This window comes from Streptomyces buecherae, assembly GCF_014295035.1.
Classification (GTDB): domain Bacteria; phylum Actinomycetota; class Actinomycetes; order Streptomycetales; family Streptomycetaceae; genus Streptomyces; species Streptomyces youssoufiensis.
This window is the reverse complement of the sequence record NZ_CP060404.1, coordinates 5,507,422-5,522,618: the sequence shown is the minus strand read 5'-3', so window position 1 is coordinate 5,522,618 and position 15,197 is coordinate 5,507,422. Positions and strand designations below refer to the sequence as shown.

The following is a 15,197-nucleotide window of genomic DNA, read 5'->3' as shown; positions in this document are numbered from 1 at the left end:
CCCGCCACTCCCCCCACTCCACCACGCGGCGCCCCCACCGGCTCCCGGCCGCTGGGGGCGCCGCGTACGCCCCCTCGCGCCTCTGGGGCCGCCCACGCGCCGCTCGCACCGCCCCACCGCGCCCGGCGAGTGCCGGTCCGTCTCCCGGCGCCGCCGAGGGGCGATACGACGACCGCCGGGCGGCGATCGGCGGGGTGCCGATCGCCGCCCGGCGGCGGGGAGGGGGGTCGGGCCGTCGGCCCGGGGTGGGTCGGCGCGCGGGGGCGCCGACCCGGGTGGAGTTCAGCGGGTGGGGATGAACAGGGAACTCAGACGGCGCTGCCCGCGACCCACTCGTTCCAGTCCATGTTCCAGCCGTTGAGCCCGTTGTCCGGCTTGATGGTCTTGTCCGGGGAGTTCTTCATCACGACGACGTCGCCGAGGATGGTCTGCTCGTAGAACCAGGCGCCGTCCTGCGAGGGGTCGCCCGCGCCCTTGGCGTCGTTCAGGCCGATGCAGCCGTGGCTGGTGTTGGCGGCGCCGAAGATCGAGTCGGAGCCCCAGTAGTTGCCGTGGATGAAGGTGCCCGACGTGGACAGCCGCATGGCGTGCGGCACGTCCTTGATGTCGTACTCGCCCTTGCCGTCCTTGCCGGTGAAGCCGACGGTCGAGCCGTCCATCCGGGTCTCCTTGAACTTCTCGGAGATCACCATCTGGCCGTTGTAGGTCGGGTTCTCGGCGCTGCCCGCGGAGATCGGGATGTCCTTGATCTTCTTGCCGTCGCGGACCACGGTCATCCGCTTGGTCTTCGCGTCCACCGTGCTGACCTGCGAGCGGCCGATCTTGAAGCTGACGGTCTTGTCCTGGACGCCCTTGACGCCGTTGGACGCCTCGACGCCGTCGAGCTTCATCTTCATCGTCACCTCGGACCCGGCCTTCCAGTACTCCTTGGGCCGGAAGTCGAGGCGGTTGGCGCTGAACCAGTGGCCGACGATCTCCTGGCCACCGGTGCTCGTGACGTTGATCGCGGACTGCACGTCCTTCTTGTTCGTCACGGGCTTGTCGAAGGTGATCGACACGGGCATGCCGACGCCGACCGTCGAGCCGTCCTCGGGCGTGAAGTTGCCGATGAAGCTGTTGCTCGGGGAGACGGTCGTGAAGGACGTGTTCTCCGTGGCCTTGCGGCCCTCGGAGTCCTGCGCGGTCGCCTTGATCTTGTACACGGTCGAGCGCTCAAGCTGCCCGCTCGGCTTCCAGGAGGTGCCGTCCGGGGATATCACGCCGGGAACCTCGGTCCCCGCGGCGCTGGTCATGGTGACCTCGGACAGCTTGCCGCCACTCACGGTGACCTTGGCGTCACTGTTGATGCCGGCGTTGTCGGCGCCGTCCTTCGGCGTGATCTTGATGTGCGCGTCGGACGCGTCCTCCGCCGCGGCCTTGTCCACCTGGGCCTGCGACTTGCCCGGCTTCTCCTTGTCGCCACCGCCGCCGTCGCCACCGTCGTCCCCGCCACAGGCGGAGAGGGTCAGTACGCCGCCGAGCAGCGCAGCCACGGCCACGAGGCCCTTGCGGCGCTTGCCGTCCGTCATCACACGCTTCTCCATTACTGCTGAACCCCGTCAATCCCCGAGCCGGACGGTCGGGCAGACACGCGTACCGGCCACTGCATATGAACGCGTGCACCTTTTGGCCCGTTCCACTACCAGTGAAACTGTGGGCAAGGCCACTCACCAAAAGACCCCGGTCAGACCATATGCCTGACCGGGGCTCCGGTGGTACGGGTCAGCGTCCGCCGCCCCCTTCCCGCATCGGTTTCGTTATCCTCCCCACCCCGCCCGCCCGGCATCCTCCCGCCCCGCGCCGCCGTCGCCCAGCCGCGCGGCGCGTGGGCCAGGCTTCGCGCCGCCCGGCGCGGGCGCGAGGCGGATCGGCGCGCGGGGGGCGCCTCACGGCTGCCGGTAGCCGCCGGCGGCCCAGCCGCCGGCCGGGTCGTAGGTGGCGTCGGGGTCGTCCGCCGCGGCGTCGATCCGCCCGCCGAGCCCCACGTCGTGGCCGGCGCCGTCCTCGTCCCGCGCCCCCTCCGCCACCTCGTCGGCGTCGGCGTCGGCGTCGTAGTGCTCGTCCGGCAGGTCGTCGTCGTACAGGTCCTCGTCGTCGTCCAGGCCCCACACCTGGGCGTCCGGGTCGTAGTCGATGGGCTCGCTGCTCCACGACGCCTGGGCCAGCTCGATCCCGGGCACCTCCTTGACCAGGGCGTACGGGTCGATGAGGTAGGCGAGCGCCTCGGCCTGGTCGTCGCGGATGGCCACCCGCGCGTGCGCGCGCTCCTCCTCGGGCATGAACGCGTCGCCGTCGATCTGTTCCCGCGCGGCGACGGCGAGTTGTTCGGCGTCGTTGATGTCGAGTACGAGCTCCACGCGAAGCCGTACGAACGTGGATGTTTCCGGAGTGCTCATGTCCCGGAGCGTAGGCGGCCCGCGCCCAGCCTTCCGCGCGACCCGCAGCGGTCACTACCATCGGCCGATACAGGGCCAATTGGCCGCCAGCACAAGGGGGATCTCCTACGTGACCACCGCACGCCGACCACTGCTGACCGCCGCTGCCGCTGGCGCGTTGCTGTGTGCTCTGTGGTTCGTGCCCTCCGCCAAGGCGACGGAGGACGGCCCCGAGAGCCGCCAGCCCTCGTCGCGACCGACCCCCGCCGCGAGCCCGAACACCCCCGCCAGCCAGGCGCGGCTGGCCGAGTCCGGCAGCATCGACACCACCCCGTACGTGGTGGGCGGCGTCGGCTTCCTCGGCCTCGGCGCGGCGATGGTCACCGTCTCGCTGCGCCGCTCGCGCGCCCTCTGAGCACCCGGCCGGGCCCGGCTGTCCAGCCGAACCCGGCCGCCGTGGGCGCGCCTCGCGGGGGTCAGGCGAGCGGGCCCGTCACCGGCTCCACGGCCTCGATGAGCGCGCCAGAGCGCACGAACGCCTCGGCCGCCGCCAGGTCGGGGGCGAGGAAACGGTCCGCCCCGGGGCCCTCGACACCCGCCGCGCGCACGGCGGCCAGCACGGCCTGGGTGGCCGGCGCCGGGGTCATGCCCGTCCGCAGCTCGATGGCGCGGGTCGCGGTGACCAGCTCGACCGCGATGATCCGGGTCAGGTTGTCCACCGCGGTACGCAGCTTGCGCGCGGCCGACCAGCCCATGGAGACGTGGTCCTCCTGCATCGCGGAGGACGGGATGGAGTCGACCGAGGCCGGCACCGCGAGCCGCTTCAGCTCGCTGACCAGGGCGGCCTGCGTGTACTGAGCGATCATCAGGCCGGAGTCCACGCCCGCGTCGTCGGCGAGGAACGGCGGCAGGCCGTGCGAGCGGTTCTTGTCCAGGAGCCGGTCGGTGCGCCGCTCGGCGATGGAGCCGAGGTCGGCGACGGCGATGGCGAGGAAGTCCAGGACGTAGCCGACCGGCGCGCCGTGGAAGTTGCCGTTGGACTCGACCCGGCCGGTGCCGTCGGCCCCGCGCAGCACCACGGGGTTGTCCACCGCGGCGGCCAGTTCGCGCTCGGCCACCAGGCGCGCGTGCGCGAGGGTGTCCCGGCCGGCGCCGGCGACCTGCGGCGCGCAGCGGATGGAGTACGCGTCCTGCACCCGGGGCGCGTCGTCCTGGTGATGGCCCGTCAGCCCGGAGCCGGCCAGCACGCGCGACATGTTGTCGGCGCTCACCGCCTGCCCGGGATGCGGGCGGATGGCGTGCAACTCGGGGGCGAGCACCCGGTCCGTGCCGAGCAGCGCCTCAAGCGAGAGGGCGGCCGTGATGTCGGCCGAGGTGAACAGGCGGGCCAGGTCGGCGCAGGCCATGACGAGCATGCCCAGCATGCCGTCGGTGCCGTTCAGCAGCGCGAGCCCCTCCTTCTCGCGCAGCTCGACCGGCGCGATGCCGTGCTCGGCCAGCAGCTCGGCGGCGGGCCGCGGCACGCCGTCGGGGCCCTCCGCCTCGCCCTCGCCGATGAGGGTGAGCGCGCAGTGCGAGAGCGGCGCGAGGTCGCCGGAGCAGCCGAGCGAGCCGTACTCGTGCACCACCGGGGTGATCCCGGCGTTCAGGATCGCGGCCATCGTCTCGACCACCACGGGGCGGACCCCGGTGTGCCCGGAGGCCAGCGTCTTCAGGCGCAGGAACATCAGCGCGCGCACCACCTCGCGCTCGACGTGCCGCCCCATGCCGGCCGCGTGCGAGCGCACGATGTTGCGCTGCAACTGGGCGCGCAGCTCGGGGCTGATGTGCCGGACGGCGAGCGCCCCGAAGCCCGTCGAGACCCCGTACACGGGGTCGGGCTTGGCCGCGAGATCGTCGATGACCTGGCGCGAGGCCGCGACACTGGCCAGGGACTGCGGCGACAGCTCGACGCGCGCCAGCCCGCGCGCCACAGCGATCACGTCCTCGGCGGTCGTACCGGACGTCCCCACCACCACAGAGTGCATATCCATATTCAGGCACCCTAGAGACTGAATCGCGACCTGTCACCATCCGTTCGTCGCGACCTCCGCCTCCGTCGCCTCGTTCGCCCCGCGCCCCGCGAGCCCCGGTATCTTGCGGACGAACTCCCGCTGCCGCTGCCTGCGCTCGCGCCGCAGACCGTCCCTGGCCACCTGGTCCAGGGCCTTCTTCCGCTTCTTGCGGGCCGCCTTGCGCAGCCGGGTGAACTCGGCCAGCTCCCCGGCGTCCCCCTGGCGCAGCGCGTCCAGCAGGCACTGCTCGTACGCGGCGGTCTCGGCGGCGGAGGCCGCGAGCGCCACCGCCAGCCTGACCCGCTCCGGGACCGGCGCGCCCAGCGCCACGTCCCGTACGAGCAGCTCCGCGAGCCGCCCGTCCCGGCTGGCCAGGTACGCCAGCAGGCTCAGGAAATGGGCGCGGCTGCCGCTGCCCGCCTGGGCCAGCAGGGAGCGCGCGTCCTCGCGATGCCCCGCCGCCTCTAGGGCACAGGCCAGCTCCACGACATCGCCGGCCGTGGCCCGCTGGGCGTAGTCCCACAGCGCGTCGGGGGCCAGCAGCTCGCTGCCGCCGCGACGCATGCTGCGCACCAGGTGCACCGCGTGCCCGGCGAAGTGGCTGCGCAGGCCCTTCCAGAAGACCCGGCTCGCGTGGCCGCGCGCCCCGCACTCGCCCAGCCGCGCGATCAGCACCGCGAGTTCCTCCGGCGTCTGCACCACACAGGCTTCGGAGAGGATCGTCCAGGCGCCGCCCTCCAGAACGTCATCGACCACCGCGATCAGCGAGGCCGACTCGTTCGCGCCGTGCGCGCGCAATGCCTGGGTCAGCACGTCGACCGCGTGTTGCCAGTGCCCGGCGGCGTACAGCGCGCCCACCAGCCTCCCGACCTCCGACACGCTCCAGTCGCCCACCGCGTGGGAGAGCAGCCAGCTGGCCCGCTCCTGGAGGCTCGCCGTGTGCAGCGCCGTGACCAGCGCGACCAGATGCCCGTGCTCGTGCCGCCGGTGGTTGACGCTGTGCCACAGCAGTCGGTCCGCGCCGGAGCGCGCGAACCGGGAGACCATCACGGCCAGGTCCACGACGTCCCGCGCGGGCCGCGTCTCGGCCGCCACCCGCTCCAGGCAGGCCGCCGCCTCGCGGGACGGGCCCACCGCGAGCAGCTCGCACAGCTCGGCCACCTCCTGGACGGACCGCTCCCGCGCGCACACCTCCAGGGCCGCCTCGACCGTCTGCCGGGCGCCCACCCCGTCGAGCAGGACGACCAGGTCCACCACGTCCGTGACGGGTTTGACGGTGGTGGCGGCCCCCAGGTACACCCGCGCGCTGGCCGCCTGCCCGAACCGGACCAGGTGCAGCGCCACGTGCGCGATGTCGGACATCGAGTGGATCTCCAGCGAGGTCTTCATGACGGTCGCCGTGGCGGCCTCCAGGCCCTCCCCGCCGAAGTGCCGGATGAAGACGGCCGCGTCGGCGGCGGGCCGCACCAGCACCAGCGCGGGCAGCGCCGCCTCCGCCTGCCGGTGGTGCCCCGCCCCGTACAGCGCCTCGATCAGGGTGGCGGCCTCCTCCACCGGGCGCGACTGGCCCGCCGACTTCACCAGCTCGGTGGCCATCGCGGTACGCCCCGGCACGCTCAGGTGGGTCACCAGGTCGACCAGTTGGGGTACCGAGGCCGTACGGTCCGTCGTCTCCAGGATCTCCAGCAGGCCCGGGCGCTCGCCGGCCTCCCCGGCCCGCTTCTCGGCCTCGGCGAGCTGCCCCTCCAACTGGGTGCACTGCTCCTCGGCCTCGCTGACCTCCCGCTTGGCGTCGGCCAGCGCGCCCTGGAGGTCGTCCACCTCGCGCAGCAGCCGGTCGCGCTCCTCCCGCAGCTCCTGGTAGGTGCCGCGCCAGGCGATCAGGGCCTGGCCGTACGCGTGGCGGTCCTCCGCGCGCTCCTCCTCCAGCCGGTTGATCTTGCGCTGGAGCGTCGCGAGCCGTCGTTCCCGGTCCCGTAGGACCTCGGTCAACGCCCTGGCCAGCGCCTTGCCCTGGCTCGCCTCCTCGTCGGCGTCGGCGAGCCGGTCCTGGAGCCGCTGGACCTCGGAGGCGGCGGAGCCGGCCCGCCGCGACCTGCCGTGCAACTCCCGCAGCAACTGTTCGACCTCGGCCGTGACCGGCTTCCCCTCGTCGGCGAGGTCGGCCATCAGGTTCGCGATGAACGACCAGGGCGGGGTCCGGCCACCGTTCAGGTAGCGGGAGACCGTGCCCTTGTCGAGGTGCCGGTGGATCGCGTAACGCCGGATGCTGAAGTCCAGGCACGCGAACAACTCGCGCAACGTCTGGGCCAGCGCCCGCTTGTCCTCGGCCAGTCCGGTGTCCAACGGGGCCAGTGCCCCTGCCGTGCTCTCGCCTGCCACGCCCGCCTCTTGACTTCTCGGTCGCGGGCCCGCCGGGGCGTCCCGCCGCTCGCGTCGGCGGGGAGGACCGCCAACTCCCCCACTATCGCGGCTCGGTGTACGGCTGACGACCGGTTCGACCGTTGCCAGTCACATCGGCGACGCCCCGTCGCCACCCCCGGCAACAGGCGCCGGGGCGCCGGGCGTTGCCCCGGTTGGCGACGGGTGCGCGGCGGCGTCGCCGATCCGCCGCGCACCCCCCGTCGCCCCTTGCCGCAACTCCCCGCCGCCGGGCGACAGTGAGGCGCACCGGCCAGGACCGACCCGAGGAGGAGCCATCACCAGCACCCACCCACCCCACCGCCACGACGGCGAAGAGGCGCCGCCACCCGACCGGCCCTTGCGCTGGCGGCGGCTGACCCGCCGCCTCGCGCTCCAGGCCCTGGCCGGCGCGGCGAGCGCGGGCGGCTCGGCGCTCGTCACCCTGCTGATCGTCTGGGCGCAACGCCGCTGACCCCGGGGCGACCCCCCACCTGGCCCGGCCGCCGCCCGCGTCCGGGCCACCCGGTGGACGTACCGACCAGCCGACGCGCGGGGACTCGGCCGGCGGCGTACGAACGACATCGGCCGACGACGTACGAACGGCGTCGGCCGGCCCCCTCGCGCCAGCCGGGCCAGCCATGCCAACCGACGCGCGAGAGCTGGCCATCGGCGTACGAGCGATGCCAGTCGGCGCCTCACGCCAACCGTGCCAACCGACGCGCGCGAAAGCTGTCCTCACGGCGCACGAACGGCATCAGCCGGCGCCCCGCGTCCCGCGCCCCGCGCGCCGCGCGGCCCACCCGCCGGGCCAAGTCGCACCCGGCCCCGCCGCGCGCCCGCGCCCCGGCTCACCGCGGCTCAGCGCCGCCCACGGCCCCCCGCCAGGCCGCCGCCGGGCACCCCGCCGCCGCCGGACAGGCCGCCGCCGGGGCCGCCGCCCGGGCCGTTGCCGCCGCCCGGGGATCCGGGGGCGCCGGACGTGCCGCCCGGGGCGCCGCCGGGCTGGGGGGCGGCCTTGCCACGGGAGGCGCCGTTGCCCCGGCCCCGGCCACGGATGCGGCGGCGGTCCGCGGTGGGGGCCGGGGCGTCGGCGAGCCGGACCACCGGGTCCTTGGTGCCGCCGTCGCGGCCGGCGACCACCGGGCGGTCCGCGTGGGCCGCCTTCGCGCGGTACTGGGCCGCGTCCGCCAGCCGGAACAGCCGGCGCGCAGAGCGCACCGGGCCGATCGGATCGCCGGTGGACGCCACGCCGCAGGCCACGCCCTCGCCGAGTTCCAGGGCGCCCGCCCGGCGGCACAGTTCGCCGGCGACCGCCACCACCGCGTCCGCCGGCGGGCCGACCGCGAGCAGGCAGAACTCGTCGCCGCCGAGCCGGGCCGCCAGCGCCCCCGGCAGCATCGCGCCGCACACCGAGAGCACCGAGCCGAATCGTTCCAGCAGCCGGTCGCCCGTCTCGTGGCCGAGCGAGTCGTTGACCCGCTTGAGCCCGTTGAGGTCGCACACCACCAGGCTCACCACCGCGCCCTGCCGGGTGTGCGCCTCCAGCGCCTCGTCAAGGCGCATGTCCACCGCGCGCCGGTTGGCGAGCCCGGTCAGCGGGTCCGTGAAGGCCAGCCGGTGCGCCTCCTCAAGCCGCTCGCTCTGCGCGATGCCGGCGGCCGTGACCGAGGCCAGCACGGTGGCGAAGTCGGCGTCGGCCCGGTCGAACGCCGGCCGCCCCGGGGGCCGCGCCACGTACAGCTCGCCCCACGCCCGCCCGCGCAGCACGATCGGCGCCACCACGCAGCAGCCCCGGCCGCGCCGCCGCAGCGCCGCGACCCGCCCGGACCGCGCCCCGCCCCGACGCCCACCGCCCGAGCCGGTCGCGTCGGCCGCCGGCGCGTCCGTGGCCACCTGGCCCGACGCCGTCTCCACCCAGGCGCGCGGCTCGCCGCCGTCGATCCACCGCTCGTGCAGGAACTCGGTGATCTCCGGGAAGTCGTGCACCGGGTACGTCTCGTCCACGGGGAACTGCTCCTCGCCCGGCGCCAGCTCCCCGACGTTGACCAGCACCCGCAGCCGACCCAGCTCGCGCTCCCACACGCAGATCGCGGCGAACGACCCCTCCAGCGCGCCCAGGGCGCTCAGCGCGGCGGCGCGCATCGACTCCCGTGCCGTGTGCGCGGCCGCCATCGCCTGCGCGAGCCCCGCCACGGCAGTCAGCCTCGCATCGCCCCGATCCGTCACGCACGCCTCGCATTCCGTCACTGTCCGCACATGCCCGCACCTCAGCGTAAGAATGTTCGGCAATTTTCGCTTGCGGCAGGTTGAGCTGCGCGGCAGGGGCCCACCCGTGCGGCACCCTCCCGCCCCCGGAGTCTCGGTCACCGCGCGAGGACGGTCAACGCTGCTCGCCCGTAACCTCCCGCATCCATACCAACCGGCCCCCCGCCGTGCCGCCCGCGCCCGCCCGCTCACTCACCCGGCCACCGCGGCGTCCGCTTCTCGTTGAACGCCGCGACGCCCTCGGCCCGGTCGCCGGAGAAGGCCACCGACCGCCACGCCGCGTCCTCGACCTCAAGCCCGGCCCGCAGGTCGAGGCCCTGGCCCAGGCGCAGCGCGCGCTTGGCCGCCCGCAGCCCCACCGGCGAGTGGGCGGCGATCCGACCGGCCAACTCGAGCGCCGCGGTCCGGGCCTCGCCCGCGTCGACGAGCTGGTCGACGAGGCCGAGCTCGCGCGCCTCGTCGGCGGCGACCCGGCGCGCCGAGAACACCAGCTCGGCGGCGCGCGCCGCACCCACCCGGCGCGGCAACAACTGGGTACCCCCACCGCCGGGAATCACCCCTACCGACACCTCGGGCAGCGCCACCACGGCCGTCCGGTCGGCCACGATCACGTCGCACGACAGGGCCAGCTCGAACCCGCCGCCCAGCGCGTAACCGTGCACCGCGGCGATGGCCGGGACCGGCAGCTCCAGGACGCCGGTGTACGCGCCGCGCGCCACCGGCCGCTGCCGGCCCAGGTCGGCGTCGCTGAACGAGTTGCGCTCCTTGAGGTCGGCGCCCACGCAGAACGCCCGCTCGTGCGTCGAGGTCAGCACCACGGCCCGGACGTCCCGGTCCGCGCCGAGCGCGGCGCACGCCGCCGCGATCGAGCGGGCCATCTCCGTCGAGACCGCGTTCATGGCCTGCGGCCGGTCGAGCACCAGCTCGGCCACGAAGCCGTCCCGTCGCACGGCCACCCACTCACCGAACCGCTGCTCCGCCATCACGCCACCCTCCCAGTTAACGATCGTGAACCTGCCACCGGATCATCGCAGCCCCACCCGCACCCCCGCTACCTCCCGTCCCCACCGACCGACCACCGGAAGAGCGCGGGGAGTGCGCGGGGAGAAGCGCGCGGGGGAAGGCGGGCGCTGTGCGGGACGCGTACGGGCCGCTCCGCGGCGTCGGCGTACGGCGGGGTCCCGCGTACGGCATCGGCGTACGGCACAGCCCCACGCGTCCGGCCCGGGGAACGGCGCGGCGCCGGTGCCTGGGGTGGCAGCGGCGCCGGGCGCGGGGGCGAGGACGTGGCGGGGCGGGGGGCGCGGCGGGGTCAGGGGCGGCGGGTGAGGAGCCAGGGTTCGACGACGCCGAGTCCGCGGACGGCGCGCTGCCACATGGGCTGGAGCGCGAACCGGTACTTCACGGACTCGCCCTCCTTCTCGGCCGCCGCGGCCTCCGCCTCGGAGCGCGGCGCGTCGCCGGTGCGCGACAGCTCGTCCGCGAGCGCGCCGTCCACGAGCACGGCGTCCTTCGGTGCTATCGATGTCAGGCGGCTCGCGAGGTTGACCGTCGTACCGAACACGTCGCCCATCCGCGTCGTCACCGACCCGAAGGCGAGCCCCACCCGCAGCGCCGGCATCGTCTCGTCGTGCGACATCGTCTCGATGAGCCGCAGCCCGATCTCCGCCGCGACGCCCGCGTCGTCGGCCGCGTACAGCACCTCGTCGCCCAGCGTCTTGATGAGCCGCCCGCCGTGCGCGGCCACCAGGTCGGCCGCCGTGGTCTCGAACGCCTCGACCAGCTCGCCCAGCTCCTCCTCCTCAAGGCGCCGGGTCAGCCGCGTGAAACCGACCAGGTCGGCGAAGCCGACGGCCAGCCGGCGGTTGACCATCTCCGCGTCGTCCTGCGCCTGCACCACGCGCCCGGTGGCCGCCGCCAACTGGCGTCGCCACACGTAGACGATGAACTCCTCCAACTCCGGCAGGAGGAGTTCGACCAGCGGGTACGCGATCTCGGTCCGGGTCATCCCCGGCTCCTGGGGCTCGGTGAGCCCCTCCAGGAAGGAGTCGATCTGCCAGTCGGCGAGCCGCGCCGTGGTCTGCCCGGTCGAGCGGGCGACCTGCACCGCCATCGGTTCGCTCAGCAGCCCGGCCTCGACCAGGCCCGCGAGCCGGCGCAGCGCCAGCACGTCCGCCTCGGTGAGCGCCTTCGCCTGGCCGATGTCCGCGAACCCCATGGCCCGCCAGAAGCGGGAGGCCAGCTCCATCGAGACGCCGGCGCTGCGGGCCGCCTGGAAGGGCGTGTACCGCCGCTCGGCGCCCAGGATGAGCTGCTCCAGCTTGAGGGCGATCGGGTCGTCCTCGACGGCGGCGGCCCGCTCGGCCGCCGCGTTCCGGTCGTGCCCGGCGCCGGGGTCGGTCGGGGACGGGGGCGCCCCGTCCTCCTCCGCGCCGGCCTCGTCCGTGGCGGCGTCCGCCGCCGGGTCATCGGGGCGCTCGGCGCCCGAGGTGGCCCGCGCCGCGTCCGGCGCGGTGCGCGGAGGGTGTGGGGGAGCCGGTTCACCGGCACCCGAGTCGTCGACGCTCACCGGCGTACCCCTGTCCGTGGCGTGGTCGCCCTGGGCGAGGAGGCCCCAATCCCTGTCCGGTCCCTGCGCACTGCCCTTCCGTTCTTCCGCTCGCCCGTGACGCCCCGCCCGCCCTCGCGCGGAGCGCCCCGCGCACCACCGCGCGCGAACTCGAACGCCACGCGGATACCGCACGCCTGCCTGTCACCGTTGCCACCGATCGTGCCCGGTGCCACCGGCGGCACGCGTCGCCCGGCGCCCCCGGAACACCGGGCGGCGGCAGCGCCCCAGCCCAGCCGCCTCCGCGACCGTGGCCAGCGGGCACCACCCCCGCTCCCGTCCCACCAGCGGGCCAGCCGGACGGACCAGCACAACGATACGACAGGTGTGCCGTAGCTCACTCTCCCGTCGAAGCCGGACGCAGGTGGACGATGTCCCCGGCGGACACCGCCTCCCGGCCCCCGCCCTCGGTCTCGATGACCAGCCGGCCGTACCCGTCGACGGCCACGGCCTGGCCGACGCACTCCCGCTCGCCCGGCAGCACGGCCCGCACGGACCGGCCGAGCGTGGCGCAGCCGGCCGCGTACGCCTCCTGTAGCCGACAGGCCGTCGGGTCGCCGTCGGCCTCCCGCCACTTCCCGTACCACTCCTCGATCGAGCGCAGCACGGCCCGCAACAGCGGGTCGCGGTCCACCTCCTTGGCGCCGGCCAGGGTGAGCGAGCCCGCGCCGGGCACGGGCAGCTCGGCGGCGCGCAGCGAGACGTTGAGCCCGACGCCGACCACGACGCCGGCGCCGTCGGCCGCGTCCGCGCCGGCGACGTGCGCCCCGTGCGCGTCGGTCCGCGAGTCGACGCCCGGCTCGGCCCCGGCGCCGTTCGCGCCGGCGGTGCGCGCCGTGGTGCGCTCGGCGAGGATTCCGCCCAGCTTGCGCTCCTCCCCGTGCACCGTGACCAGCAGGTCGTTGGGCCACTTGAGGGCCGTGTCCACGCCGGCGGTGCGGGACAGGGCGCTGGCCGTGGCGACGCCGGCCAGCAGCGGCAGCCAGCCCCACCGCTCGGCCGGCACCGACGGGCCGGGCTGGAGCAGCACGGAGAAGAAGAGGCCGGAGCGCGGCGGCGCGCTCCAGCCACGGTCGAGCCGGCCGCGGCCGGCCGTCTGCTCCTCGGCGATCAGGATCTGCCCCTCGCCGGCGCCGGCGGCGGCGCGGGCGACGAGGTCGGTGTTGGTGGAGCCGGTCCGGGGCAGCACGTCGAGCGCGGTCCACAGGCCGCCGGGGCGCAGCAGCGCCCGGCGCAGGGCGGGCTCGTTGAGGGGCGGCCGGTCGAGGTCGGACCAGCGCTCGCCGCCGGAGAAGCGGGGGGTCTGTGGGGCGTCAGATGAGGTCATGCGGCCAGCCTAGAAGCGGAAGGCACCTGATCCGTGGACGTCACACCCGGTCGAGACGGTGCGATCCGGGGTCGCCGCCGCGCTCCGCTGGTGTGGCCAACGACGCACCGCCGGAGCGCGGTCACGCCGATACCCTACGACTCGGTAGCCAAGCCGACCCGCGCGGCACGAGCAGAGAGCGCGGGCGGCCCACACCCCCGAGGACGAGCAGGAGCCGCATCCCGATGTCCGAGCCGGAACACGACATCCACACCACCGCGGGGAAGCTCGCGGACTTCCAGCGCCGCGTGCAGGAGGCCACCCACGCGGGCTCCGCCCGGGCGGTGGAGAAGCAGCACGCCAAGGGCAAGCTCACCGCGCGCGAGCGGATCGACCTGCTGCTGGACGAGGGGTCGTTCGCCGAGCTGGACGAGTTCGCGCGGCACCGCTCGACGAACTTCGGCATCGAGAAGAACCGCCCGTACGGCGACGGCGTGGTCACCGGGTACGGCACCGTGGACGGGCGTCCGGTGTGCGTGTACTCGCAGGACTTCACCATCTTCGGCGGCTCGCTGGGCGAGGTCTACGGCGAGAAGATCGTCAAGGTGATGGACTTCGCGCTCAAGAACGGCTGCCCGATCATCGGCATCAACGACGGCGGCGGCGCGCGCATCCAGGAGGGCGTGGCGGCGCTCGGCCTGTTCGCCGAGATCTTCCGCCGCAACGTGCACGGCTCGGGCGTCATCCCGCAGATCAGCCTGATCGTCGGCCCGTGCGCCGGCGGCGCGGTGTACTCGCCCGCGATCACGGACTTCACCGTGATGGTCGACCAGACCTCGCACATGTTCATCACGGGCCCCGACGTGATCAAGACGGTCACCGGCGAGGACGTGGGCTTCGAGGAGCTGGGCGGCGCCCGTACGCACAACACCACCTCGGGCGTGGCGCACCACATGGCGGGCGACGAGAAGGACGCCATCGAGTACGTCAAGGCGCTCCTGTCCTACCTGCCCTCCAACAACCTCTCCGAGCCGCCCGTCTTCCCGGAGGAGGCCGACCTCGAGGTCACGCCGGAGGACCTGGAGCTCGACACGCTGATCCCGGACTCGGCGAACCAGCCGTACGACATGCACCAGGCCATCGAGCACGTGCTGGACGACGCGGAGTTCCTGGAGACGCAGGCGCTGTTCGCGCCCAACATCATCACCGGCTTCGGCCGCGTCGAGGGCCACCCGGTGGGCATCGTGGCCAACCAGCCGCTCCAGTTCGCGGGGTGCCTGGACATCGACGCGTCCGAGAAGGCCGCCCGCTTCGTGCGCACCTGCGACGCCTTCAACGTGCCGGTGCTCACCTTCGTGGACGTGCCGGGCTTCCTGCCCGGCGTGGACCAGGAGTACAGCGGCATCATCCGGCGCGGCGCCAAGCTGATCTACGCCTACGCGGAGGCCACCGTTCCGCTGATCACGGTCATCACCCGCAAGGCGTTCGGCGGGGCGTACGACGTGATGGGCTCCAAGCACCTGGGCGCGGACCTCAACCTGGCCTGGCCCACGGCGCAGATCGCGGTCATGGGCGCGCAGGGCGCGGTCAACATCCTGCACCGGCGCACCATCGCCGCGGCCGAGACCCCCGAGCGCGCCGAGGAGTTGCGCAGGGAACTGATCGCCGATTACGAGGACGCCCTGCTGAATCCGTATGTCGCGGCCGAACGGGGGTATGTGGACGCTGTGATCATGCCGTCGGAGACCCGTCGCCACATCGTCCGCGGCCTGCGCACACTGCGGAACAAGCGCGAGTCCCTGCCGCCGAAGAAGCACGGCAACATCCCGCTGTAGGAGGGCCGTTGACATGGTGATCAAGGTTGTACGGGGTAACCCGACCCCCGAGGAGCTCGCCGCCGCCCTGGCGGTGGTCCGGGCCCGCGCGGCAGCGCGCGGCGCCGCCGCGTCCGACGGCGAGGCACCGCAGGAGTGGTCCGACCCGGCCCGCACCGTCCCCGGCCGCCGGCTGCCCCACCCGGGGCCGAAGGCGTGGCGCACCGCCTTCTGGCCGGCCTGACCCACCCGTAAACCGCCAGAAAACCAGCACGGCACGGTCCGGCGCCTGAGTACCCGTACTCAGGCGCCGGCCGCTTTTGCGGCGCACGA

The 15,197-nt window shown here is 74.4% G+C and carries 11 protein-coding genes; 3 read left to right on the top strand and 8 right to left on the bottom strand.

Features of this window, described 5'->3' with window-relative positions; all coding sequences use genetic code 11:
- Window positions 1-308: 308 nt before the first annotated feature.
- Both H7H31_RS21800 and H7H31_RS34845 read right to left on the bottom strand, forming a co-directional pair.
- On the bottom strand, window positions 309-1,583 hold the full coding sequence (locus H7H31_RS21800; protein ID WP_187059626.1) for a L,D-transpeptidase: 1,275 nt from the start codon (window positions 1,581-1,583) through the stop codon (window positions 309-311).
- A gap of 342 nt (window positions 1,584-1,925) precedes the next feature.
- Complete coding sequence (locus tag H7H31_RS34845) at window positions 1,926-2,435, bottom strand: hypothetical protein (RefSeq protein ID WP_308284250.1); 510 nt, start codon at window positions 2,433-2,435, stop codon at window positions 1,926-1,928.
- A gap of 109 nt (window positions 2,436-2,544) precedes the next feature.
- Between H7H31_RS34845 and H7H31_RS21790 the strand changes: the two genes are divergently transcribed.
- On the top strand, window positions 2,545-2,829 hold the full coding sequence (locus H7H31_RS21790) for a hypothetical protein (RefSeq protein ID WP_187060496.1): 285 nt from the start codon (window positions 2,545-2,547) through the stop codon (window positions 2,827-2,829).
- Window positions 2,830-2,890: 61 nt separating this feature from the next.
- Here the strand turns inward: H7H31_RS21790 and hutH are convergent, their stop codons facing one another.
- From hutH to H7H31_RS21760, 6 genes are all read right to left on the bottom strand, one after another.
- Window positions 2,891-4,447, bottom strand: coding sequence for a histidine ammonia-lyase (gene hutH, locus H7H31_RS21785; RefSeq protein ID WP_187060495.1), 1,557 nt, complete (start codon window positions 4,445-4,447; stop codon window positions 2,891-2,893).
- A 33-nt stretch (window positions 4,448-4,480) separates the two neighbouring features.
- The gene (locus H7H31_RS21780) at window positions 4,481-6,850 is read right to left on the bottom strand and encodes a coiled-coil domain-containing protein (RefSeq protein WP_187060494.1); all 2,370 of its coding nucleotides are present in this window, start codon (window positions 6,848-6,850) and stop codon (window positions 4,481-4,483) included.
- An 879-nt stretch (window positions 6,851-7,729) separates the two neighbouring features.
- The gene (locus tag H7H31_RS21775) at window positions 7,730-9,043 is read right to left on the bottom strand and encodes a GGDEF domain-containing protein (protein WP_217202155.1); all 1,314 of its coding nucleotides are present in this window, start codon (window positions 9,041-9,043) and stop codon (window positions 7,730-7,732) included.
- Window positions 9,044-9,324: 281 nt separating this feature from the next.
- The gene (locus H7H31_RS21770; RefSeq protein WP_187059782.1) at window positions 9,325-10,119 is read right to left on the bottom strand and encodes an enoyl-CoA hydratase/isomerase family protein; all 795 of its coding nucleotides are present in this window, start codon (window positions 10,117-10,119) and stop codon (window positions 9,325-9,327) included.
- A gap of 329 nt (window positions 10,120-10,448) precedes the next feature.
- Window positions 10,449-11,705, bottom strand: a complete 1,257-nt coding sequence (locus H7H31_RS21765) for an adenylate/guanylate cyclase domain-containing protein (protein ID WP_187060310.1) — start codon at window positions 11,703-11,705, stop codon at window positions 10,449-10,451.
- Between the two features lie 376 nt (window positions 11,706-12,081).
- Window positions 12,082-13,071 carry a biotin--[acetyl-CoA-carboxylase] ligase gene (locus H7H31_RS21760; RefSeq protein ID WP_187060308.1) on the bottom strand — a complete coding sequence of 330 codons (990 nt, stop codon included), beginning with the start codon at window positions 13,069-13,071 and terminating at the stop codon, window positions 12,082-12,084.
- A 224-nt stretch (window positions 13,072-13,295) separates the two neighbouring features.
- Between H7H31_RS21760 and H7H31_RS21755 the strand changes: the two genes are divergently transcribed.
- Both H7H31_RS21755 and H7H31_RS21750 read left to right on the top strand, forming a co-directional pair.
- The gene (locus H7H31_RS21755) at window positions 13,296-14,885 is read left to right on the top strand and encodes an acyl-CoA carboxylase subunit beta (RefSeq protein WP_187060307.1); all 1,590 of its coding nucleotides are present in this window, start codon (window positions 13,296-13,298) and stop codon (window positions 14,883-14,885) included.
- Between the two features lie 13 nt (window positions 14,886-14,898).
- On the top strand, window positions 14,899-15,108 hold the full coding sequence (locus H7H31_RS21750) for an acyl-CoA carboxylase epsilon subunit (RefSeq protein WP_222624505.1): 210 nt from the start codon (window positions 14,899-14,901) through the stop codon (window positions 15,106-15,108).
- Window positions 15,109-15,197 lie beyond the last annotated feature (89 nt).